The organism is Clostridium sp. UBA2485 (assembly GCF_002341865.1).
Lineage (GTDB): Bacteria > Bacillota > Clostridia > Clostridiales > Clostridiaceae > Clostridium_J.
In genome coordinates this window covers 1-20,217 of the sequence record NZ_DDOV01000113.1, presented here as the reverse complement: position 1 = coordinate 20,217, position 20,217 = coordinate 1, and the positions used below count along the sequence as shown (strand labels likewise).

The 20,217-nt window shown below is 26.9% G+C and carries 23 protein-coding genes and 1 tRNA gene; 8 read left to right on the top strand and 16 right to left on the bottom strand.

Annotated features, from left to right (window positions below; all coding sequences use genetic code 11):
• Positions 1–118 precede the first annotated feature (118 nt).
• From B3603_RS21150 to B3603_RS21140, 4 genes are all read right to left on the bottom strand, one after another.
• Positions 119–430 carry a C40 family peptidase gene (locus tag B3603_RS21150; protein ID WP_291568707.1) on the bottom strand — a complete coding sequence of 104 codons (312 nt, stop codon included), beginning with the start codon at positions 428–430 and terminating at the stop codon, positions 119–121.
• 94 nt (positions 431–524) lie between these two features.
• Positions 525–1,307, bottom strand: coding sequence for a coiled-coil domain-containing protein (locus B3603_RS23350; RefSeq protein WP_422653198.1), 783 nt, complete (start codon positions 1,305–1,307; stop codon positions 525–527).
• 158 nt (positions 1,308–1,465) lie between these two features.
• Positions 1,466–2,308, bottom strand: coding sequence for a 16S rRNA (cytidine(1402)-2'-O)-methyltransferase (rsmI, locus tag B3603_RS21145; RefSeq protein ID WP_291568686.1), 843 nt, complete (start codon positions 2,306–2,308; stop codon positions 1,466–1,468).
• Between the two features lie 21 nt (positions 2,309–2,329).
• Positions 2,330–3,076 carry a tRNA1(Val) (adenine(37)-N6)-methyltransferase gene (locus B3603_RS21140; protein WP_291568684.1) on the bottom strand — a complete coding sequence of 249 codons (747 nt, stop codon included), beginning with the start codon at positions 3,074–3,076 and terminating at the stop codon, positions 2,330–2,332.
• A 1,141-nt stretch (positions 3,077–4,217) separates the two neighbouring features.
• Here B3603_RS21140 and B3603_RS21135 point away from each other — a divergent pair.
• The 3 genes from B3603_RS21135 to B3603_RS21125 are packed head-to-tail and all read left to right on the top strand — an operon-like array spanning position 4,218 to position 6,021.
• Entirely contained in the window at positions 4,218–4,604 is a 387-nt protein-coding gene (locus tag B3603_RS21135; protein ID WP_291568681.1) for a CidA/LrgA family protein, read from the top strand.
• On the top strand, positions 4,601–5,302 hold the full coding sequence (locus tag B3603_RS21130) for an LrgB family protein (protein ID WP_291568679.1): 702 nt from the start codon (positions 4,601–4,603) through the stop codon (positions 5,300–5,302). The genes B3603_RS21135 and B3603_RS21130 overlap by 4 nt, the downstream gene beginning before the upstream one ends.
• Positions 5,303–5,361: 59 nt before the next feature.
• A complete protein-coding gene (locus B3603_RS21125) occupies positions 5,362–6,021 on the top strand; it encodes a type II toxin-antitoxin system VapC family toxin (RefSeq protein ID WP_291568678.1) in 660 nt (219 codons plus the stop codon).
• Positions 6,022–6,088: 67 nt separating this feature from the next.
• Here the strand turns inward: B3603_RS21125 and B3603_RS21120 are convergent, their stop codons facing one another.
• Complete coding sequence (locus B3603_RS21120) at positions 6,089–7,000, bottom strand: LysM peptidoglycan-binding domain-containing protein (protein WP_291568675.1); 912 nt, start codon at positions 6,998–7,000, stop codon at positions 6,089–6,091.
• A gap of 275 nt (positions 7,001–7,275) precedes the next feature.
• On the bottom strand, positions 7,276–7,533 hold the full coding sequence (locus B3603_RS21115) for a YkuS family protein (RefSeq protein ID WP_291568673.1): 258 nt from the start codon (positions 7,531–7,533) through the stop codon (positions 7,276–7,278).
• A 270-nt stretch (positions 7,534–7,803) separates the two neighbouring features.
• Between B3603_RS21115 and B3603_RS21110 the strand changes: the two genes are divergently transcribed.
• Entirely contained in the window at positions 7,804–9,096 is a 1,293-nt protein-coding gene (locus B3603_RS21110) for an NCS2 family permease (protein ID WP_291568671.1), read from the top strand.
• A gap of 88 nt (positions 9,097–9,184) precedes the next feature.
• Here B3603_RS21110 and B3603_RS21105 read toward each other — a convergent pair whose 3' ends face one another.
• From B3603_RS21105 to B3603_RS21075, 7 genes are all read right to left on the bottom strand, one after another.
• Positions 9,185–9,388 carry a ferredoxin gene (locus B3603_RS21105; protein WP_039634950.1) on the bottom strand — a complete coding sequence of 68 codons (204 nt, stop codon included), beginning with the start codon at positions 9,386–9,388 and terminating at the stop codon, positions 9,185–9,187.
• Between the two features lie 10 nt (positions 9,389–9,398).
• A complete protein-coding gene (locus B3603_RS21100; RefSeq protein WP_291568669.1) occupies positions 9,399–10,307 on the bottom strand; it encodes a PSP1 domain-containing protein in 909 nt (302 codons plus the stop codon).
• A 1-nt stretch (position 10,308) separates the two neighbouring features.
• A complete protein-coding gene (locus B3603_RS21095) occupies positions 10,309–11,253 on the bottom strand; it encodes a DNA polymerase III subunit delta' (protein ID WP_291568667.1) in 945 nt (314 codons plus the stop codon).
• A 116-nt stretch (positions 11,254–11,369) separates the two neighbouring features.
• Positions 11,370–11,699 (bottom strand): cyclic-di-AMP receptor, encoded by a 330-nt coding sequence (locus B3603_RS21090; protein ID WP_039634945.1) that lies wholly within the window; start codon positions 11,697–11,699, stop codon positions 11,370–11,372.
• Between the two features lie 102 nt (positions 11,700–11,801).
• Positions 11,802–12,422, bottom strand: a complete 621-nt coding sequence (gene tmk / locus B3603_RS21085; protein ID WP_291568663.1) for a dTMP kinase — start codon at positions 12,420–12,422, stop codon at positions 11,802–11,804.
• A 25-nt stretch (positions 12,423–12,447) separates the two neighbouring features.
• Positions 12,448–13,866, bottom strand: a complete 1,419-nt coding sequence (locus B3603_RS21080; RefSeq protein WP_291568661.1) for an aminotransferase class I/II-fold pyridoxal phosphate-dependent enzyme — start codon at positions 13,864–13,866, stop codon at positions 12,448–12,450.
• The gene (locus B3603_RS21075) at positions 13,845–14,048 is read right to left on the bottom strand and encodes a sigma factor G inhibitor Gin (RefSeq protein ID WP_396153483.1); all 204 of its coding nucleotides are present in this window, start codon (positions 14,046–14,048) and stop codon (positions 13,845–13,847) included. Before B3603_RS21075 ends, B3603_RS21080 begins: the two co-directional genes overlap by 22 nt.
• 314 nt (positions 14,049–14,362) lie before the next feature.
• Between B3603_RS21075 and B3603_RS21070 the strand changes: the two genes are divergently transcribed.
• On the top strand, positions 14,363–15,508 hold the full coding sequence (locus tag B3603_RS21070; RefSeq protein ID WP_291568658.1) for a hypothetical protein: 1,146 nt from the start codon (positions 14,363–14,365) through the stop codon (positions 15,506–15,508).
• Between the two features lie 83 nt (positions 15,509–15,591).
• Here the strand turns inward: B3603_RS21070 and B3603_RS21065 are convergent, their stop codons facing one another.
• A complete protein-coding gene (locus B3603_RS21065) occupies positions 15,592–16,101 on the bottom strand; it encodes a hypothetical protein (protein ID WP_291568656.1) in 510 nt (169 codons plus the stop codon).
• A gap of 531 nt (positions 16,102–16,632) precedes the next feature.
• Here B3603_RS21065 and B3603_RS21060 point away from each other — a divergent pair.
• The 3 genes from B3603_RS21060 (at position 16,633) to B3603_RS21050 (ending at position 18,665) form a co-directional block, all read left to right on the top strand.
• A complete protein-coding gene (locus B3603_RS21060; RefSeq protein WP_291568654.1) occupies positions 16,633–16,836 on the top strand; it encodes a hypothetical protein in 204 nt (67 codons plus the stop codon).
• A gap of 27 nt (positions 16,837–16,863) precedes the next feature.
• Positions 16,864–17,289: a hypothetical protein gene (locus tag B3603_RS21055; protein ID WP_291568652.1), complete on the top strand. Its 426-nt coding sequence runs from the start codon at positions 16,864–16,866 to the stop codon at positions 17,287–17,289.
• Positions 17,290–17,864: 575 nt separating this feature from the next.
• A complete protein-coding gene (locus B3603_RS21050) occupies positions 17,865–18,665 on the top strand; it encodes an aminoglycoside adenylyltransferase domain-containing protein (protein WP_291568649.1) in 801 nt (266 codons plus the stop codon).
• A gap of 104 nt (positions 18,666–18,769) precedes the next feature.
• Here B3603_RS21050 and B3603_RS21045 read toward each other — a convergent pair whose 3' ends face one another.
• Both B3603_RS21045 and B3603_RS21040 read right to left on the bottom strand, forming a co-directional pair.
• On the bottom strand, positions 18,770–19,843 hold the full coding sequence (locus B3603_RS21045; protein ID WP_291568648.1) for a DUF6709 family protein: 1,074 nt from the start codon (positions 19,841–19,843) through the stop codon (positions 18,770–18,772).
• Between the two features lie 272 nt (positions 19,844–20,115).
• A tRNA-Cys gene (locus B3603_RS21040) sits at positions 20,116–20,189 on the bottom strand.
• Positions 20,190–20,217 lie beyond the last annotated feature (28 nt).

Genomic DNA, 20,217 nt, shown 5'->3' with positions numbered 1-20,217 from the left:
TACAATTAGAATAAATAATATTATAAAAAAATAAACCATCGAAGAAATCAATGGTCTATTTATATAAATTTCATTTATTTTCAATGTTTAAATTAATAATATCTAGCTCTAATGACTATTAGTGAACTATTCTTCTTCCAGTCATATAGTCACTTCTAGTCATTGGAGATACTTTAACCACTTCTCCTGTTTGTGGAGCGTGTAAGTACTGATTTCCTCCAATATAGATACCAACGTGATCTGGACTTCCATTATATCCAAAGAATACTAAATCACCAGGAACTAATTGGTCTCTTGACACATATGAACCTTGTCCAATTTGTGTATAAGTAGTTCTTGTAATATCTATACCAAAATGGTTATACACATATTGAGTTAATCCTGAGCAGTCAAATCCTGATGGATCATTTCCTCCCCATACGTAGTCTATACCTAAAAAGCTATAAGCATAATCAACAATAGCTTGTCCACTAGCACTAGGTGCTGATGTTCCGCCACCAGACGGTTCCTCATAATTACCTTCATCATAACCGCCACCTCTTGNNATTATTTGCTTCTTGTTCTGCTGCTATTCTTTGTTGCTCTGCTATTCTTTCTTGTTCTGCTATTCTTTGTTGTTCTGCTATTCTATCTTGTTCAGTATTAAATGCACTTTGTTTACCTTGTGCTGCTTTTAACTCATCTTCTGCTTTAGTTTTTTCTGCTTTAGCCACTTCAAACTCTTTATTATGGCTTTCTTTCATAACTTCTAAATCTTTTCTTTTATTGTCATTTCCTTCTTTAAGAACTACCAATTCAGCTTTTTTATCTTCTAGTTCTGATTTTTGTTTTTCTAATGCAACTTTTTTATTTGTTAATTCAGTCATAAGCTCTTTATCATAACTTATTATTTCTTTAACATTTTCAACTCTTGAAACTAAATCTGAAACTCCTTCTGAATTTAGGATAACTTCAACATAGCTATCCATTCCATTCATATACATAGCTCTCATTCTTTGATTGAATAAATCTTCTTCTTCAACCATGTTATCTTCTGTTTGTTTCACATTTTCTTTAGTACTTTCTATTTCATCTTCAGTTTTAGCTATTTTACCATTTGTTTCGTCTATTTCAATAATTATGTTTGATATTTCATTATCTAATTTTTGAATTTTTGAATTTATTTCGTCTACTTTTTCTTGAGCGCTTTTATATTCATTATTTTTTTCACTAACCTGACTATCGAACGGATTAGCATAAGCTATTACACCCATATTCGAAGTCACTATTGCCATTGCCATAGCAATTGCTACAATCTTTTTATTCACATCAATCCCTCCCAGTAAAATTTCTTTTTAATTATAACACCATTTAAAGGACAAACTCAAGGTTTTAACCAATATTTCTTTTATTTTGTTACAAAAACTTTACTTTTTCCATAAAATATGTGTTATAATGTACCATTTAAGTTCATATATATATATATTTATATATCAATGGAATACTTATAAACTTCAGATTTTGGCATTTCTCTATCTTTTGCAACCTTTTTTATGGCATCTTTTTTATTAAATCCCTCTTCTATATAAACTTTGATATGTTCTTCCACAGTTAAGTTATTCCACTTGGATCGCTCTTCTTCCTGTAATTCTTCTAAACTTTTTCCTTCTAAAACTAAAACATATTCACCTCTAGGTGAATTTTCTTTATAGTATTCTATAGCTTCACCTAAAGTCATCCTTATAATGTCCTCATACATTTTAGTAAGTTCTCTACATATTGCAATTTTTCTATTTCCTAAATTTTCATATAAGAATTCTAATGTATTTAGTATTCTATGTGGTGCTTCATAAAATATTAAAGTTTCCGTTCTGTTTACTAAATCATCAATAATAGGTTTTCTATCCTTATTTTCTCTAGGTAAAAATCCTCTAAAAATAAATTTAGTTGTATCTAATCCTGAGTAAACAAGTGCTGTAGTAATAGCCGTTGCACCTGTAAGTACTTCAAAATCTATATTTTCTTCTATACACTTTTTTACTATTACTTCACCGGGATCTGAAATTCCTGGCGTACCAGCATCACTTACAATTGCAATATTTTTGCCTTCTTTTAACATTTCAATTATATCTTCACTTTTTCCATTTTCATTATGTTTATGATAACTAATTAAGGTCTTCCTTATATTAAAATGATTTAATAGCTTTAGACTTTGACGAGTATCCTCACAAGCCACAACATCTACCATTTTTAATACTTCTAACGCCCTTAAAGTTATATCTTTTAAGTTTCCTATAGGAGTTGGTACTAGATATAATTTACCACTCATTTAAATCATCCTTTGCAATAATTATTTTAAAACTTGAGAATTATACATTTTTATTATTTCTTCACTATATCCACCATCTTCAGTGTGAACATTTAACGGTTCATCCCATTTTAAAAAGGCACCACCATCTCTTTGCCCTTCTATTAAAACTATATTAGGTGCTTTTCCTGGAGACGGATGAACCATTCTTATCCTCTTAGGTTCTATCTTATGTTTTCTCATAAGCGTTACTATATCTATAAGCCTGTCTGGTCTATGCACCATAAACATTCTCCCATTATCCTTTAATAGTATTCTACATGCTATGATAACATCCTCTAATTTACAGCATATTTCATGGCGAGCAATAGCATTTTTATCATTCACATTAATTATCCCTGAATTATAAAGTTTATATGGTGGATTAACTGTTATTACATCAGCTTTTGGAATAGTCTTTAAAAGTTTTATATCTGTTAAATCTCCATTTATAAAGCTAACTCTATCTTGAAGCTTATTATAAACTATTGAGCGATTTGCCATCTCTACAAATTCTTCTTGGATCTCTATTCCCATTATACTATTACACTCTGTCTTTCCTGATAAAATGAAGGGAATTATACCTGTTCCACTACATAAATCTATAACTCTATGACTTCTTTTAACCTTAGAAAAATTTGCTAAAAGTACTGCATCTACACCAAATCTAAAACCTTCTTTTTTTTGGATAACATGAATGCCTTTTAATTGCAGATCATCTAATGTTTCATTCTCTTTTATAAAATTCATATTTAAACCTCACTTTTAATAAAAGTAACTTTTTAACTTAGGCATATAAAACAACTATTCAAAAAACAAGTATATCTTGTGTGAGACAAGAAAACAACTTTCCTGATAGTTATCTATCCTGTTCTCCTTATCATACAGTATACAGCGAAATAGCTGAATATAATGATTAGTTATCTTTGAGTATGACTTAATATTAAATATAGAAAACATTATATAATAATAGGCTAAAAATTTCATTATGAGAATTTTATAAACTATACCCTATCCACTTAGCAATTAATTATAATTTATTTATGCCTAAAATTCGAAATCACTTATATTCCCACCAAATAAAAAAGAACCTTTCGGTTCTAAACTATCTATATTTTAAAATAAAGTATAATTTTTCTTTATAGGGGGAGAAGCAACAAACAAATTTATATAGGTGTATATTTACTAAATAAACACTATAAACTAAAACATAATATCTGAATGTTGCTTCTAGGGTTTTATATTTTGCTTAAATCTTATATTAGTATATTTGCCAAAAAAGTATTAAAATATACAATGGGAATAAATTTTTATAATTTCTTGCTTTAAATTTTTAAGTAATGTTTTAAAAAGATGTTGTTGAAACTTAAGTAGCCTACTATAAATATAGATAAACTGCTTTAAAAATTAATGTATAGCTGAATATAGCTACACCCTTGAGTGTTTCAATTCACAATGCAAAATTCACAATTATGGTGGAAATTAATTCTTTATGAATTAATTTCTTTAAAAGATTTTTCAATAAAAGTGATTGTGCTACTTTTAAAAGGAATAAGTTCAAAACTTCTCTTATAAAAGAGAAGTATCTGTAATTGTCCATTGTCAATCATCAATTCTCAATTGTATAAGTGATTGTATCACTTCAAGAATAAATAATTTTAAATTTCTCAGCTTTTACTGAGAGATATCCACAATTGTGAATTGTGAATTCAATAGTTTGAGCTATGATACTAAAAAATATCTTATTTTCACATATACATTAATTTTAGAGCTGGTATATCTATAGTTTTAAAGCAATTAAGTTTTAAATATTAAATCTCATAAACATAATATTTATTTTAAAACATAACTAACTTTAAAATTAAATAATTAGAGAAACGAGAGTGATAAAATGAAGATTTTAAAGCAACTATCTATCATACTGCTTATTACATTTCTTGGTGAAGCTATAAGTAGTCTTCTTAAATTACCTATACCAGGAAATGTATTGGGTATGCTTTTATTACTTTTAGCCTTAATGACTAAAATAATTGAACCTAAAGCTATAGAAGATGTATGTAATTATTTTTTAAGTAATTTAGCATTCTTCTTTATTCCTGCAAGTGTGGGAGTGCTTGGGTGCTTTGATATTTTAAAAGGAAACATATTTAAAATATTACTTGTATGTATAGTAACAACAATAATAGTACTATTAGTAACAGCTTATACAGTACAATTTGTATCATCTTTACAAAAGAAAAAGACTAAGAATATATATGAGGAAGTGAATATTAAATGAAGGAGTTATTATCAACACCATTATTTGCTATACTAATTTCATTATTATCTTACATATTAGCACAGTACATTAGTAAAAAAACTAAAATAGCATTATTTAATCCCTTACTATTATCTATGGTATTTATAATATCATTCTTAGTAATATTTAAAATCCCACTAGAAGACTATAATAGTGGGGGTAAGTTAATTTCTTTCTTTTTAACCCCTTCAACCATAGTTTTAGCACTTCCACTTTACAATAAAATTGATTTATTTAAAAAAAATGCATTACCTATAATCGTTGGTATAACTGTCGGTAGTTTTGTAGGTATGATTTCTATTATTATTTTGTGTAAATTGTTAAATATAGATAATACTATTGCTCTTTCACTAATACCTAAATCTATTACCACACCTATAGGTATGGAAATTTCAAAACAGCTTCAAGGTATACCTGCTATTACAGTGACCGCAATAATTATAACAGGAATAATTGGTGCTATAATATCGCCATTAGTATTTAAAATATTTAAAATAAAGGATAGTTTATCTATTGGTATAGGAATAGGGACTTCCTCTCATGCGGTAGGTACAACAAAAGCAATAGAGATAGGTGAAACAGAAGGTGCAATGAGTGGACTAGCTATAGGAATTGCTGGGCTAATCACTGTATGCTTAAGTCCAATAATATTAAAGATTTTTAACATCTTAATGTAATAACTAAAGATATACCTTAATAAACTTTAAATATACTATGTGTAAAGAAGGTATATCTTATGGAAATGATTTTATATCCCTTTAAAAGTGTTACATTTGATGAAAACACTTCAATAATGCTAGATACCTCCTTTCTTTTATCTTTAGTTTATGATGAAGATATAAAGCATTCTGAATGTATAGAAATTCTTAGAAAATTATTACTAAATAAATGTATTTTATATGTTACCTCTATAATTTCTTCTGAGGTATTAAATCAAATTATGTATAAGGTTTTTATGCTTGATATACAATTTAAATCTGGGAAGAATACCCCTTTCAATAGTCGTAATAATATACGAACTATTATATCTAGTTTTAATAAGTACGATAGAAAAGCGCTTAAAGAAAAAAGAACTGATAAGCTTGTTGATATACCTTATAAAAAGTATTTTGATAATCTTTCTAAAAATATTTTGAAGAAGGAATTATTAACCATATACTATAAAACTGCTGTTAATATGCATACTCAGCTTGAAAATACTATAAAATTCAATTATTTAGACATAAATAAAGATTGTATATTAAAAGCTAAAGAACTTATGGTAAAACATTTAATTTCTGTAAATGATGCCACTATATTAGCAACTGCTGAATGCCATTGTATTAATTATTTGCTAACTTTAGATAGTGACTTTTTATATGCAGAAAGTAGTAGTATAAATATATTAAAAATATAACCCTATAAGTCAATTATTAGACTTATAGGGTTACTATATTTTTAGGAGTAATATAACTTGTTACAAATTATTTAGCTGGTATATATATTACTTCTCCAGCTCTTATAGCATCTTCATCTTTAATTTCATTAAAAGCTTTAATTTTTTCAACTGCTTCTTTTAATGAAATTTCAGGCATTTTTTCCTTAGCTATACTATATAGATTATCGCCTGATTTAATTTCATACTTATTTCCACTTAATTTCTCTTTATTATCTTCTTTTTTTTCATCTGTGTTTTTTTCATCTACTTTTTTATCAGTTTCTTTTGAAGGCTCTTTTTTGTCATCTGCTTTTTTATCAGTTTCTTTTAAGTTCTCTTTTTTCTTATCATCTTCTGTTGAAGTTGATGTAGCTTTAGTTTCCAAAGCAACTTCATAAGGAATTATAATTTCTTGTCCTTGAATTATTTTATTAGAACTATTAAAATTATTTCTTTTCATTATAGTTTCTATAACTAAGCTAGTATCATGACTTGGCATATATGCATTAGCTATACTGTATAATGTGTCATTTTTCTGGATTACATATATCCCTTCTTTTATTCCCTCTTCTTTAGTTAAACTTGAATTAGGATTTTTATCTGAAGATTTATTTTCATCTTCCTTTTTGTCTTCTTGTGGTTTGTCATTGTTGTTATTAACTTTCTTTTCATTTTCTTTTTTTTCTTCAGGATTATCAGGATTATTAGTTTCTACTTTCTTTTCTTTATCATTATTTTCTTTATCTTTTGTCTCTTTGCTGTTAGTTTTTTTACTCTCGTTGTCTTTATTTTCATCCTGCTTTTTCTTATCCTTTTCAGTTTCTGTTACCTTTTTATCATTTCCATTATTAGTGGATAAGGCAGCATCTTTTTTTCCTATAAAGCTAACAGTTAAAAAAATTCCTACTAAAACTACAGCACAGGTTATAGCTGCAATTATTTCCTTTTTAAATTTCATAATGTAATACACCTCACTAATTTCTAATTTCTATCTAAATAATTAACAGATATTTGAATTTTATTCACTTTTCTAAAATTTATTTATAACTTTTTTTATATTAGATCTATGAAATAATATAATTTGTTAAAAATGTGACAAATGTTTCATTTTAAGCAAAATAAAAATATCATATACTCTGCTTAAATATTAAGACTATAATATAGGCCTATGCCTAAAAGCTAAAATGATAAAGGAAAAATCGCTTTAGATTTTTCCCATTTAAATTAATTTTATTATTTAAATTGATTTTCTAATTGATCTTTTACTTGTTGTGGAGTCATACCGTCAGCATTAATTATTGGAGCACTAATTGATGCATTTTGCATTCCCATCATGTTCTCTTCTTCTCCAGTTACTATTACAGCATCAAATTTATTTAAAAAACTCTCTGTGTTTTTCTTGTTTCTATCAAATTCTCTAACTGTATACCCTTCTTGATTTAAATAACTTTTTACTGGATTTAATCCCTTTTGAACAGCAACTTTTTTCATAAGTAAATCGCCTCCTTCTAATCTTATTATTAACCCTTTTCACTAAGTATATTCAAATTAAGTCATCTTAAATAAAATAGTAGTTAAAACTATAACTAAGTATCATATAAGATAGGTTGCTATGCTAACTAATTATCCTTTAACGTGCATAATAAGAGTTAAAATTTTTCTAGAAAATCTATAACAATTATTTTTTACTTTATGTTATAATCTTAGTGCATCTTTATAGATGAGGGTGGGTGAGGGATATAGAAAAAGAAGGTAGAGAGGATGAAAAAGTTTTTCAACCTTAAAGAACATCAAGTAAGCTTTAAAAGCGAATTTACTGCAGGTTTAACTTCATTTTTTGCTGCAGTGTATATCATTGTAGTAAATGCAAGTATTTTAAGTGATACAGGAATGCCCTTAGAAGGGCAGATTGTAGCTACTGTTTTAGCTTCGTTAGTTGGTTGTTTATTAATGGCATTTATAAGTAATTCGCCGTTAATATTAATGCCAGGCATGGGAGTAAATGCATTATTTACATACACTATAGTTAAATCCATAGGACTAAGTTATGAGCAGGCTTTAGCTGCAGTAGTTATGTCTGGAGTGTTATTTTCTATAGTAGCATTTACAAAATTATCTACTATAATATCAAAAGCTATTCCAGAATCATTAAAAGAGGCAATAACAGTAGGCATAGGTTTATTTATTACTTTTATAGGACTTCAAAAAAGTGGGCTTATTATAAGTGATGCCAAAAACCTTGTAGCATTAGGAAGTTTAAATTCTCCAGAGGTTTTAGCATTTTTAATAACTTTAGCAATAACCTTATTTTTATTTCTAAGAGATATTCCTGGTGCATTTTTAATTAGTATTATCGTTGGAACTTTAATTTGTTTTAGCTTTAATATTATTGACCTTACTGGAATCAATTTTGGTAGTATTGATATTTCTAGCTATAACAAATTGTTTTTTAGTATGGATTTTAGTCAAATATCTACTTTATCCTTTTGGATAGCTACATTTTCATTAACTCTAGTTTTAGTTTTTGAAAACATAGGATTGCTACATGGTCAAATAAATGGAATGCTAAAATCTGAAAATAAGTTTAGCCCTGCATTAAAAGCAACTGCATTATCAACTTTATGTTGTGGATTATTAGGTACTAGTCCTTCTGTGTCAACGGTAGAAGGTACTGCTGGTATAACTGCTGGTGGAAAAACAGGTCTTACTTCACTAATTACTGGTATACTATTCCTTGTTTCACTATTATTTATACCATTTATAAAAATAATACCTAATGCAGCAATTTCACCAATATTAATAATAATAGGGGGATTAATGATAAAAAATGTAGAAAATATTAATTTCTCAGATTTTACAGAAGGATTTCCTGCTTTCTTAACAATAGTGCTAATACCTTTAACTTACAGTATAGTTGATGGTATCGCCTTTGGTTTTATAGCTTACCCAATGATGAAGTTCTTTAAAAAAGAGCAAAAAGAATTATCAGCTTCCATGTATATTATTTCGTTATTATTCTTAGCTTACTTCATACTACATGGAATTAATATTTAAAGCGTGACTTTGTCACGCTTTTTTAAAAGATGAAAATTTAAATTTTTATTTATATATAATAAGTAAAAAAAGCGACCTAAGCCGCTTTTTACAGTACTGTATATCCTTTGTCTTCTATTGATTCAATAATATCATCAATACTAATAAAGTAGTCATCATATACAATTTCAATTTCCTTACTTTCAGTTAATATCTGACAGGCTAAAACTCCTTGATTATTTGAAATTGCACTTCTAACATTAGAAATATCTTTTGATGTCACCATATCGCACACTTTAAGTACTGATTTCATATTTTTCCTCCTAATTTTCCTTAAATAATTCTTTTATCATATCTGGATCTTCTACTTGGCCTTCCAGTTCTTTTATATCTACATCGTTAATAATATCCTCATAGCTACCAGAAATCAATGTTAAATCTTCAATTTTTACAACCTTTAATTCATCTTCTCCATCTTTGATTCGAACCTTAACTTTAACACTTTCTTTAATTACGCTATTGCTAATTACTTCACCTTCACCATAAGGCGTATCAACTATGGATCCAACCTTTGGAAGTTTTTTTCTTATTTCTTCATATATATCTTGCTCGTAATTTAAGCAACACATAAGTCTTCCACATATACCGGATATCTTTGTAGGATTTAATGATAAGTTCTGTTCCTTAGCCATCTTAATTGAAACAGGAACAAATTCACCTAAGAATGTAGAACAACATAAGGTTCTTCCACAAGGACCAAGTCCTCCTGTCATCTTAGCTTCATCTCTAACCCCTATTTGTCTTAACTCGATTCTAGTTCTAAATATAGAAGCTAAATCCTTAACTAACTCTCTAAAATCTACTCTACCATCAGCTGTAAAATAAAATATAACCTTATTATTATCAAATGTATATTCCACATCTATAAGTTTCATATCTAAGCCATGTTTTAATATTTTTTCAACACATATATCGTAGGCTTCTTTTTCTTTTTGCTTATTCTCAATATTCTTCTCTATATCCTCTGGTTCTGCTTTTCTTATAACATTTTTAAGTGGAGAAACTATTTCCTCTTCGCTAATGCTCTTGATTCCAATTACACATTCTCCAAACTCCACTCCCCTAGCAGTTTCAACTACTACAAAATCACCTTTTTTTATATCTAAACCACTTGGATTAAAGTAGTATATCTTACCAGCCTTCTTAAATCTAACACCAATTACTGTAACCATGTTACACCTCCTGCATCTTCAGTAACATAACATCAAAAGCTAACAAATTATTTACATTTCTATCAATGTTCTCTCTGGTTTCATTTATTATACTAATAATATCATTTAATTTAGTGAATGAAAACATATTTGCACATTGTTTTATTTCTTCAAGTTTATCTTTATTTATAATTAGTTCTTCACAACCAACTTCCTTATAAATAATGGTATCTCTTATAAAAGAAATAAAAACTTCCATTATATCTTCCCACATATTACTGTTCTTCGTAAAAAACTCATCTTCCCTAAATATATCTAATTCTCTCATATTTTTTAAGAGTAATATTATATTTATAGCTTTATTCCTTAATTCTCTAAAGTCTTCATTATTCATCAGAAATTCAGCTTTTCCTGGAACACCATTACTAAAAGACAGTAATAATGCTATATTGTCCTCATTTAATTTAGGATAATTAACTTGCAAATACGTACGCATGTCATCTTCACTTAATGCATTAAATTTATGTATTTGACATCTAGATTTGATAGTATCCAATATATTTTCTATATTTTCACATAAGATAAAAACAAAAACATTTTTAGGCGGTTCTTCTATTGTTTTTAGAAGCGCATTTTGTGCTTGAATAGTCATTTTATGACCTTCATGGATAATGACAACCTTTTTTTCTGATTGATAAGGCTTTTTATTAATTTCTTCTATAAGCCCTCTTACGGCATTTACTCCTATAGAAGCTTTATTTTTTTCTAATCTAAAATGAACAATATCAACATAATCTTTATATTCACTTTCTCCAATAAGCTTTATTGCTATATTCTTAGCAATAACACTCTTACCAATACCATCTTCTCCTAAGAAAATATGAGCATGAGAAAATCTATTATTATTTATTGTAATATCAAAAGTTTTAATTATTTCTTCGTGTCCTATTATATCTTTATAGCCCACAACATTCCTCCTAATATATTACAAATTTACAAGTTTATATACTATATTATATCTATAAATAATGTGCAGTAAAATACTATATTTTACTGCACATTATTAAATTCAAGTTTATATTATTATACTCTTAAAAATTTGTCTACGTCTACTACAAATATAGTAGCTCCCCCAATATCTACTTCTACAGGATAAGGTACATACACCCCTGTTGAACCTGCTACTGGTGAAGGCGATGAAACTATTTGCTTTCTAACCTTGCATATATCTTCTATTAATGCTAGAACAGTATCAACTTTATCATCTTCAACACCAATCATTAATGTAGTATTTCCTGATTTTAAAAATCCTCCTGTAGTAGCAAGTTTTGTTACTCTGAATCCATTCTCAGTTATAACGTCTATTAAATCGCCTGCATCATCATCTTGTACTATTGCAATAACTAGTTTCATAACAATCCCTCCTTAATAATTAATCTTAATATATAAATTTTATTATTTATATATTATAAATATTCTATCATATTCTTTAAATATTTTTTAATATATTTTTTATTAACCTATAAATTTTTCTACTTCTCTTACAATATCTTCATGAACCTCTTGCAAACTTCTATTGCCATCAATAACTATTATATTATCCATATTGGTTGCAATATATTGATATCCTTCATAAACTTTCTTATGAAAATTGTTACCACTATTTTCAAGTCTATCTAAATCTCTTTGATTAGATTTTCTCTTTAGCCCCTCTTCATAAGATACATTAATCATAATAGTTAAATCTGCTTTTACTCCATTAAGTGCAGCGTCATTTATATACTTAATTCTATCAATACCAAGTCCTCTACCTATACCTTGATATACAATAGATGAGTATACAAATCTATCAGAAAGCACTATGCAACCTCTTTCAAGAGCTGGCTTTAAAACCTCTTCTGCAAGTTGCGCTCTAGATGAAGCATATAACAATGCCTCACACATATCACACATTTCTGAATTTGAGTTATCTAATATAATTTGACGTATCTTTTCACTTATATCTGTTCCTCCTGGTTCTCGAGTTAACAGAACTTCATGATTCTTATTTTCTAAATAATCACAAAGCATTCTTATTTGAGTGCTTTTTCCACCACCATCTGGTCCTTCTAATGCTATTAATAACCCTTTTTTCATAGGTTCCTCCCTAATTTTAAAATATCTATTCCGCTACTACACTAATCTTATTCTCTTCTACTCCTAGTATTGTAACATGATTTTCAATGTAATAATTAATAGACTTTATAATATCTTTATTTATAATCTCGCCTGGCATTACCAATGGAATTCCTGGTGGATAAGGAACAATTGAATCTCCACAAATTCTATTTAAAGAACAATTTATATTAATTTTAGTTTTATTCTTTTCCATAACTTCATATGGAAGCAGTCTTAATTCGGGTATTTCCTGTTCTAGAGCCTCTATTCTATTCTCTCTTAACTTTTCTATATTACATCCCTCTAAAGCTCTATATAGAGCTTCAAAATCAGTTCTATCATTAAATGGTGAAAATATAGCTACTACATTTCTTGCATCACTTAACTCACATTGAATTTTCTCTTTCCTTAAATATTCTAGAAGCTTATGCCCACTATATCCACTTTTAACATTAATTATATATCTTGTTTTATCTAAGTCTATATCTGAATATAAATCTTTTTTATTTATAATATGAAAATCTTCTAATTTATTTATTTTAATTCTATACTCTTCACATAACTCTATTAACTTATCATACACATCTTTTCCATAAGTCTCTAAAAAAAATCTTCCATAATCCATAGATGCCATAAGCATATAAGAAGGACTTGTACTTAAGAATGATGAAGTATAAAAATCAATCTTTTCTATATCTATTCCATGGTTTACATGAAGAAAAGCAGTTTGAGTAAAGCTTGGCATAGTTTTATGTGAACTTTCAACTACCATGTCACATCCTAATTCTAAAGCATCTTTAGGTAGTTTTTCATTTGCTCTAAAATGAGCACCATGAGCAGAGTCCACTAGAACTTTCATATTATATTTTTTAGCTTCATTAACAATATAAGATAAATCACAGCATATTCCATAATAATTTGGATAAGTTATAATTATTCCCTTAGCATCATTATGCTCTCTTATAATACACGAAAAATGCTCCTTATCTATGGAAAAAGGAGCATCATATTTATAATCCATCTTATTTTTAATATATATTGGCTTTAATTTCCTCATAATGATTCCATTATATATAGAACGATGACAATTTCTTTCTACTATTATTTTATCACCTTCATTAAAATTTGAAAAAATCATTGCTAAATTTCCACTAGTACTCCCATTTATTAAAAAATAAGACTTCTGACTATTATAGAAATTACTTAAAAGCTCTAATGACTCCTTTATTATTCCATCAGGATTATGAAGATTATCTAATCCATCTACTTCTGTAATATCGCAACTTACAATATTATTGAGAAGCTCAATGCCCTCTTTAGTATAATTTAGTCCCCTTCCAGCCTTATGTCCAGGCATAGAAAAAGGTACATTATTTTCCTTCACATACTTCAAGAGCCCCTCTACAAGTGGTAATCTTGACATTCATTATTCACTCCTCTTAATAAGAACTGTATTAAGCTTCTCCTAATACAGATTTTATAAAATTCGTAGAAGTCTGTTTCAATATTCGAATTTATTAGTCTGTGTTCACAGCTAATACAAATACCTCTACCATATATTATTATACCATTATTTAGAGGCTTTCCGCATATTATACATTTCATTTTTATTATTAATCCCCCTTGCAATTGCTAAGCTTAATATATCCCAATTATCGCCCCTTGTACTATATTTTATTCATGAAGTATTGATTATTTATTTTGTCCACTAAAATTTTTGCTAAAATATTTCCTAATATTTCTACCTATTTTAACAATACACTACTTAATTCAATTTATAAGTGACAAAATATAATTATAATTTAAAGATATTTCTTAATGAATCATAAAATTTTTTAAGATATAAAATATACCAATAAATAAATTTTTCTTGGATATACTAACTATGATGCATTTTAATTTGAATGGAGAGATATTTAGTGAAGCAAAATATAATAAGTTTTTTATCAACTATCAAAGAAGATATCTATTCCCTATGCGAGTTTTTATATAATAATCCTGAAAAGCCTTTTTATGAAAATAAATCATCAAGATATTTAATAGATATGTTAAAAAAGTATGATTTTAATATTACAGATAACTTCTTAAGTATCCCAACTGCTTTTTATGGTCAATACGGAGAAGGTCATCCTAAAATTTGTATTATTTGCAAATATAGTGCTGATGAAAAAGATGGACATATCTATGGAAACAACGCTAATGCTTCTATTTCAATGGCTACTGCCATAGCTTCAAGAATAGCAATAGATAAACTTTCTGGTAGTATAGTCATAATAGGTTGCCCAGGACTTTACTCCAATGGTAGTGAAATCAAAATGACCCATGAGAATGTATTTGAAGATATGGATGTTATTTTAGCTCCTCATGTGGATAATTGTAGCTCTGAAAGTGGTACATCTATGGCATCTATTCCATTAAAAATAGAGTATATATTAAATACTCCATATAATAATTCCTTAGATTATTCTATTTTCAATCTTAGTAGTATAAATGAATTAGTTAAATCATCCTGTGATAAATGTTATATAGATAATTTATGTATAGATATAAATAATAGAGTTCACGGTAAAAAAGTTAAGGAAATGTTCAAATTTAATATAAAATCTCCTAATATAAAAGATGCGGAAGAAATAGAACGTAAAATTAGAAACTACCTTAAGACATTAGATACTATTTTGAATGTTAAATATGAAATAACTCTTTATGAACTTCCCTCAAAAGAACTTGTAAGTAATACTATATTGTCTAGGATATTTTCTAATAATTTAAAGGAATGTGGTATTATTAATATTTGTACCCCTAAAACTATGGAATATTCCCTTGGTATAGGAACTATTAGTCATACTACTCCCACAATATATCCTTCTATAGCAATTACTGAAAATCAGGATATTAACTGCCCTTCGCTAGAATTTAGAGAATCAACTTTATCTTCTCTATGTAAAGAAAGAATTATGAAAGCAGCAGAAGCTCTTGCAATAACTGCTGTAGATTTTATTGAAAGAAATGATTTATTAGAAGAAATAACAATTGAGCTTCATAAAAATATAAAAAATAATTATTAATTGTTATAAGTTAAAAAAGAAAAAAAGAAGGATAGCTATTAACTATCCTTTGTTACTTCTTAATATATTAAGTACATTAACTATTATAAACATTGTCCATAACATAGTGCATTTTTTTCTTTAACATTTTTTAACTTTTGAACTAGTTCATTACTAGGTTCAAAATAAAACTTAAAAACTTTACCATTCATTTTATAAACACAACAATATTTATTTAATTTAAAAATTGAGCAAATATATTTTTTAGGACTTATAATTCTAAAAAATTTACTTCCTTGAGAGCATTGACCTATATACTCTATATCTTTTATTTTTATATCTTCTAATAAAAATTGAGCATCTCCTCTTATTCTATGAATAATGAGTTGATCAGCTATTATAGAATATTTATATTTAATACTACACTTATAGGCTTCAAAAACACAACACCCTATAGTTAGAAATAAAAAGAATATATTACAAACGAATCTCATACTTCCTATCAAACTATTTATAAAATCCGACAATAGTATGAAAATAAGCATTATACCAAATAAAAATAATAGCACTGGTAATTTTTTTCTATATATAATTTCCTTATACATAGTCCCCATCACTAAATCCTCCTAATTTTTACACCTTAAAATTTTCTTGTTATCTTGTCCTAGAGTATTATACTAGGCTTTATAGAAATAATCCACTTGACCTAAAGGCTTTTAAAGCTCACTAATAGTTAAATTACCTCTTTAATAGGGTTTATTACAAACTATTATTATATAGCACCATTTATCTTGTGTTATATTGTCCATACTTTCTAATGCAAATATTCTCTAAATTAAAAATTTTAGGATTAGAAGCTAAATAATGAATTTTTTATTTTATCTTCTATATTTTTGCTAAAATTAATCATTCAGCTTACTATAACCTCATATTATAATCACTTCCTCGATTTTACCTTACAGATATATAATATTTATATCATCTAGAATTGATATCAAAAGTTTAATTAATTTTTAATTTTTTTTAGACATTTGATGACATTTGAATTAGTTATTTTATATTTTGCAATTTTCATTTGAAGATATAATGTCATCTATATAAATATTTTGCATAATTTATATATAGGACTATTTAGGAGGAATTTTATGAGATCTAGAGGAAGATGTTGCAACCGTAAAAAACGTTGCAAACGAGATTCTGACTTTCTTGAAAAGGCATTTTTAATCGTGCTTTCAGTAATAGTAGGTCTTATATTATTAAAATCAATTGCTAAAATACTTATATTTTTATTAATAATTGCAATGCCAATATTAATAGTTGTAGTTACTGTAAAAAAATATAAACGTTAATTTTTATAAAAAAGTGGGTAGTTTACTATGAAAAGATTCTTAATAATATTATTAATAGTATTAGACATATGTACTATATCATGTAATTACAATCCAAAATCTATTTCACTAAAATATGTTGATAATATAACTATAAAGTTGCTTTATTTCCCTCCTAAAATGAAAAAAATAACTAAGAAAAAGGACATGGAGGAAATTATAATTTTTTTAAATACACTTGATTATAATGCCACAAAACAAGTGAATACAACTGAACCATTACTTTCAATAGAAGTAGAGGGAGAACTAAACTGTTCTTTAATATTTGTAGATAATTTAGTAAAAATTAATGGCACATGGTATGAAGTAAATGATAATACGCTAATAGAATTAAGAAATATATATAATAATTTACAGTACGATGAAGTGCTAATTTCTTTGTTAGAATACAATAATTATAATAAAGAAATTTAAATTTTATTGCATATTTTATAATTGTATAAAAAATGTTAAAGTTAAATCCAGAGTTTTTTATTCTCTGGATTTTTTAATCTATTAATTATTTTTCTTAATCTTTTAGGGTACTTATAAAAGTTTAATCTATACTCTACTGTTAACATATTCATATATAACATTATTATATTTTGTATTTTCTACAGACTTACAAAATAAACTTTCTAACCTTTCTAAAGAACATCAAATCCTTCTAAAACTTTTACTGCATCATCGCCGCAATTTAAATAAAAATTTTTAAACTTTTCATTACCTCCATATATTTCTCAAATTTCTTCTAGAGTATTACAAAAATAATAGTTGATTTTCCTGCCCATATTAACTTGAAAAACTCCGTATATTTCTTCATAAAAGCTTTCTTAAAGCTTAATAACTTTACCAATCTCTTCTTCAGCTAAAGACTTTCTCTCATAATGAAATAACTCATTTTTTATTTATAATTACTAGTTTAATAACAACTTTATAAATATCGCATACAAATTAGTAAAATTTAGGTATAATGTTTATACAAGTAATAATTTTAATGAGGTAATGCTATGAAAAATAAAATTCCTGACATGATAGTAAAACTTTTAGATGATTATTATTCATCTATTAACAGTGTCTTTAAAGATAAAATCTTTGGAGTTTATGTTTATAATTCACTGGCATTAGGTAAATTTGATGCTAATAAAAGTGATATAGATTTTATAACTATACTTAAAAGGCCTCTATCAAAACAAGAATTGGAATCATTATCTTCAATACATAAAAAGCTTAATATAGAAAGCCCTTATGGGAGAAAAATGGAGGGAATGTACATTCAATTAAATGATTTAGGTAAAAGTAATTCACAAATTACACCTTATCCTTATTTCGCTGATGGTAAACTCACTGCTAGTGGGTATTATGATATTAATTATGTTACATGGTGGACATTAAAGCATTATGGCGTAGGAATAAACAGCCCTAAAGCTTATGATCTTAATTTTGAAGTTGAATGGAATAATGTATTAGATACAATGGATTATAATTTAAATATTTATTGGAAAGATAAACTAAATAAAAGCATAGTCTTCTTATTTGATAATTGTATAGAATTTTCTATTTTAACTTTATGCAGAATTTTATTTACTCTTGAGAATAAAAAAATAACCTCAAAAGTTGAAGGAGCTAAATTCTCAATTGAATTTTTACCTTCCAGCTGGAGATTAATAATTGAAGAAGCTATTCGCATAAGGGAAAATACTTCCAAAAATTCTCTTTATATATCAAAAGTTAAAAGAGCAAAAGAAGCTAAGAAATTTATTTATTATATAATTAATTATTGCAATAAGAATTATAAACTGAAGTCTTAATTATCTCATATTTTAAAACAATACATAATAAAAAAGGATTAAATAGTTTTTTCTAATTAATCCTTTTATCTTTATATTTCTAAAAATTTTTATTAGAAGTTATTTTATAATGAATTTTCCATTTTTATATTTCTTACTTCTTCAATAATTTTTTGCGGATTCTTCTTAAAGTTCTTCTTTATTTCATCATTGTAACCATATATAGCCCATGGAGCTTTCTGTGAAAGTAATTCTATAATCCCTATTGCCTTTTCTTCATCTTTTTTTCCGCCTACATTTAATGGAAGTTTTTCATTCTTATCGGAGTGGCACATTACCGAAAATGATGTACCTGTTCTAATTCCATTTTGATAGTGTTTAGTCCTCACATTATATACCCATACTAAACTTTCTATAGGCATAAATCTTATACTAAAAGGTGTTTTATCTATTATCCAATTATTTGTAATAGTTATTCTTCTACTAACATACTCTGGATAATTAATTTCTTGATTTATTTGGTTTTCCATATAATCTATATTTCCATATTTGCTTAATTCTTTAATAACTTTACTACTTCTATAATTTGTTACGGCAATTACTCTTTTTATGACAAGTATAATTAAATATATTAATCCAATAAATATACCTATGTAAAATATTTTTTCTAGTACTCTATCCGTTTTTGAATCTTTAAGCATAACATCTATAAATCCATTATTTACATCTTGTATAGGTACTCCAAATCCTTCTGCAATTTCTTTCTTTATTTCGCCAAGTAATTGAACCTTACTAGCATTCTCTAATCCATCAAATCTTTTAACTACAAATGAGACGTTTTCCATTTCACTTGGATTTGTTGAAGATACTTTAGCAGGTAAAGCTACTGTAACAAATTTATCCTCAATAATTGCAATATATACATTCTCTGTTACTGCTCCCTTTCCTCCATCTTTAGCAATATAATAACCTGAGTCTGCCATATACTCTATATTTAAAGTTGCATACCCCTCTCCAGTCTTATTATATTCTTCAAGTTCCTCTACAGTATTGATTTCTTCTGGGCTTCCTAAAATAGATTGAATTTTACCTTTCGACTCAAATAACACTAGCATAATAATACTAATTATTAAAATAAGCATCAGTCCACTAATAATACTTGTTTTTCTTATTGCTTTTTTAAGAAAATTATTTTCCATTTGATGCTCTTTCCCCCTTTTTTCTATAAAAGAATCAAATTAAAATTTTTTACTAATGTCTCATATTTTGTTGGGCATAAGCTTTAATATAAACATAGTAGAAACTCCTATACTCTTCAATATATCGATATATTAATTTGAAACTTAATGTTTGATATTGAAATAATAATTATCTTAGTACTTTAATCAATTACAAAAGTTTAACTTATTTATAATTATGATTTTTAAAGACAAAAAAAGCTTACAAATATATATTTGCAAGCTTTCCAATTTGGAGGCGCCACCCAGATTTGAACTGGGGATAAAGGCTTTGCAGGCCTCTGCCTTACCACTTGGCTATAGCGCCAAAACTTTGGTGGCTCGAGCAGGAATCG

What these genes read in the sequence shown, in the direction of transcription:
- rsmI (WP_291568686.1), bottom strand. Translation starts at nt 2,308, where the DNA reads ATGAGTGGTAAATTATATCTAGTACCAACTCCTATAGGAAACTTAAAA.
- B3603_RS21140 (WP_291568684.1), bottom strand. Translation starts at nt 3,076, where the DNA reads ATGAATTTTATAAAAGAGAATGAAACATTAGATGATCTGCAATTAAAA.
- B3603_RS21135 (WP_291568681.1), top strand. Translation starts at nt 4,218, where the DNA reads ATGAAGATTTTAAAGCAACTATCTATCATACTGCTTATTACATTTCTT.
- B3603_RS21130 (WP_291568679.1), top strand. Translation starts at nt 4,601, where the DNA reads ATGAAGGAGTTATTATCAACACCATTATTTGCTATACTAATTTCATTA.
- B3603_RS21125 (WP_291568678.1), top strand. Translation starts at nt 5,362, where the DNA reads ATGGAAATGATTTTATATCCCTTTAAAAGTGTTACATTTGATGAAAAC.
- B3603_RS21120 (WP_291568675.1), bottom strand. Translation starts at nt 7,000, where the DNA reads ATGAAATTTAAAAAGGAAATAATTGCAGCTATAACCTGTGCTGTAGTT.
- B3603_RS21115 (WP_291568673.1), bottom strand. Translation starts at nt 7,533, where the DNA reads ATGAAAAAAGTTGCTGTTCAAAAGGGATTAAATCCAGTAAAAAGTTAT.
- B3603_RS21110 (WP_291568671.1), top strand. Translation starts at nt 7,804, where the DNA reads ATGAAAAAGTTTTTCAACCTTAAAGAACATCAAGTAAGCTTTAAAAGC.
- B3603_RS21105 (WP_039634950.1), bottom strand. Translation starts at nt 9,388, where the DNA reads ATGAAATCAGTACTTAAAGTGTGCGATATGGTGACATCAAAAGATATT.
- B3603_RS21100 (WP_291568669.1), bottom strand. Translation starts at nt 10,307, where the DNA reads ATGGTTACAGTAATTGGTGTTAGATTTAAGAAGGCTGGTAAGATATAC.
- B3603_RS21090 (WP_039634945.1), bottom strand. Translation starts at nt 11,699, where the DNA reads ATGAAACTAGTTATTGCAATAGTACAAGATGATGATGCAGGCGATTTA.
- tmk (WP_291568663.1), bottom strand. Translation starts at nt 12,422, where the DNA reads ATGAAAAAAGGGTTATTAATAGCATTAGAAGGACCAGATGGTGGTGGA.
- B3603_RS21080 (WP_291568661.1), bottom strand. Translation starts at nt 13,866, where the DNA reads ATGTCAAGATTACCACTTGTAGAGGGGCTCTTGAAGTATGTGAAGGAA.
- B3603_RS21075 (WP_396153483.1), bottom strand. Translation starts at nt 14,048, where the DNA reads ATGAAATGTATAATATGCGGAAAGCCTCTAAATAATGGTATAATAATA.
- B3603_RS21065 (WP_291568656.1), bottom strand. Translation starts at nt 16,101, where the DNA reads ATGGGGACTATGTATAAGGAAATTATATATAGAAAAAAATTACCAGTG.
- B3603_RS21060 (WP_291568654.1), top strand. Translation starts at nt 16,633, where the DNA reads ATGAGATCTAGAGGAAGATGTTGCAACCGTAAAAAACGTTGCAAACGA.
- B3603_RS21055 (WP_291568652.1), top strand. Translation starts at nt 16,864, where the DNA reads ATGAAAAGATTCTTAATAATATTATTAATAGTATTAGACATATGTACT.
- B3603_RS21050 (WP_291568649.1), top strand. Translation starts at nt 17,865, where the DNA reads ATGAAAAATAAAATTCCTGACATGATAGTAAAACTTTTAGATGATTAT.
- B3603_RS21045 (WP_291568648.1), bottom strand. Translation starts at nt 19,843, where the DNA reads ATGGAAAATAATTTTCTTAAAAAAGCAATAAGAAAAACAAGTATTATT.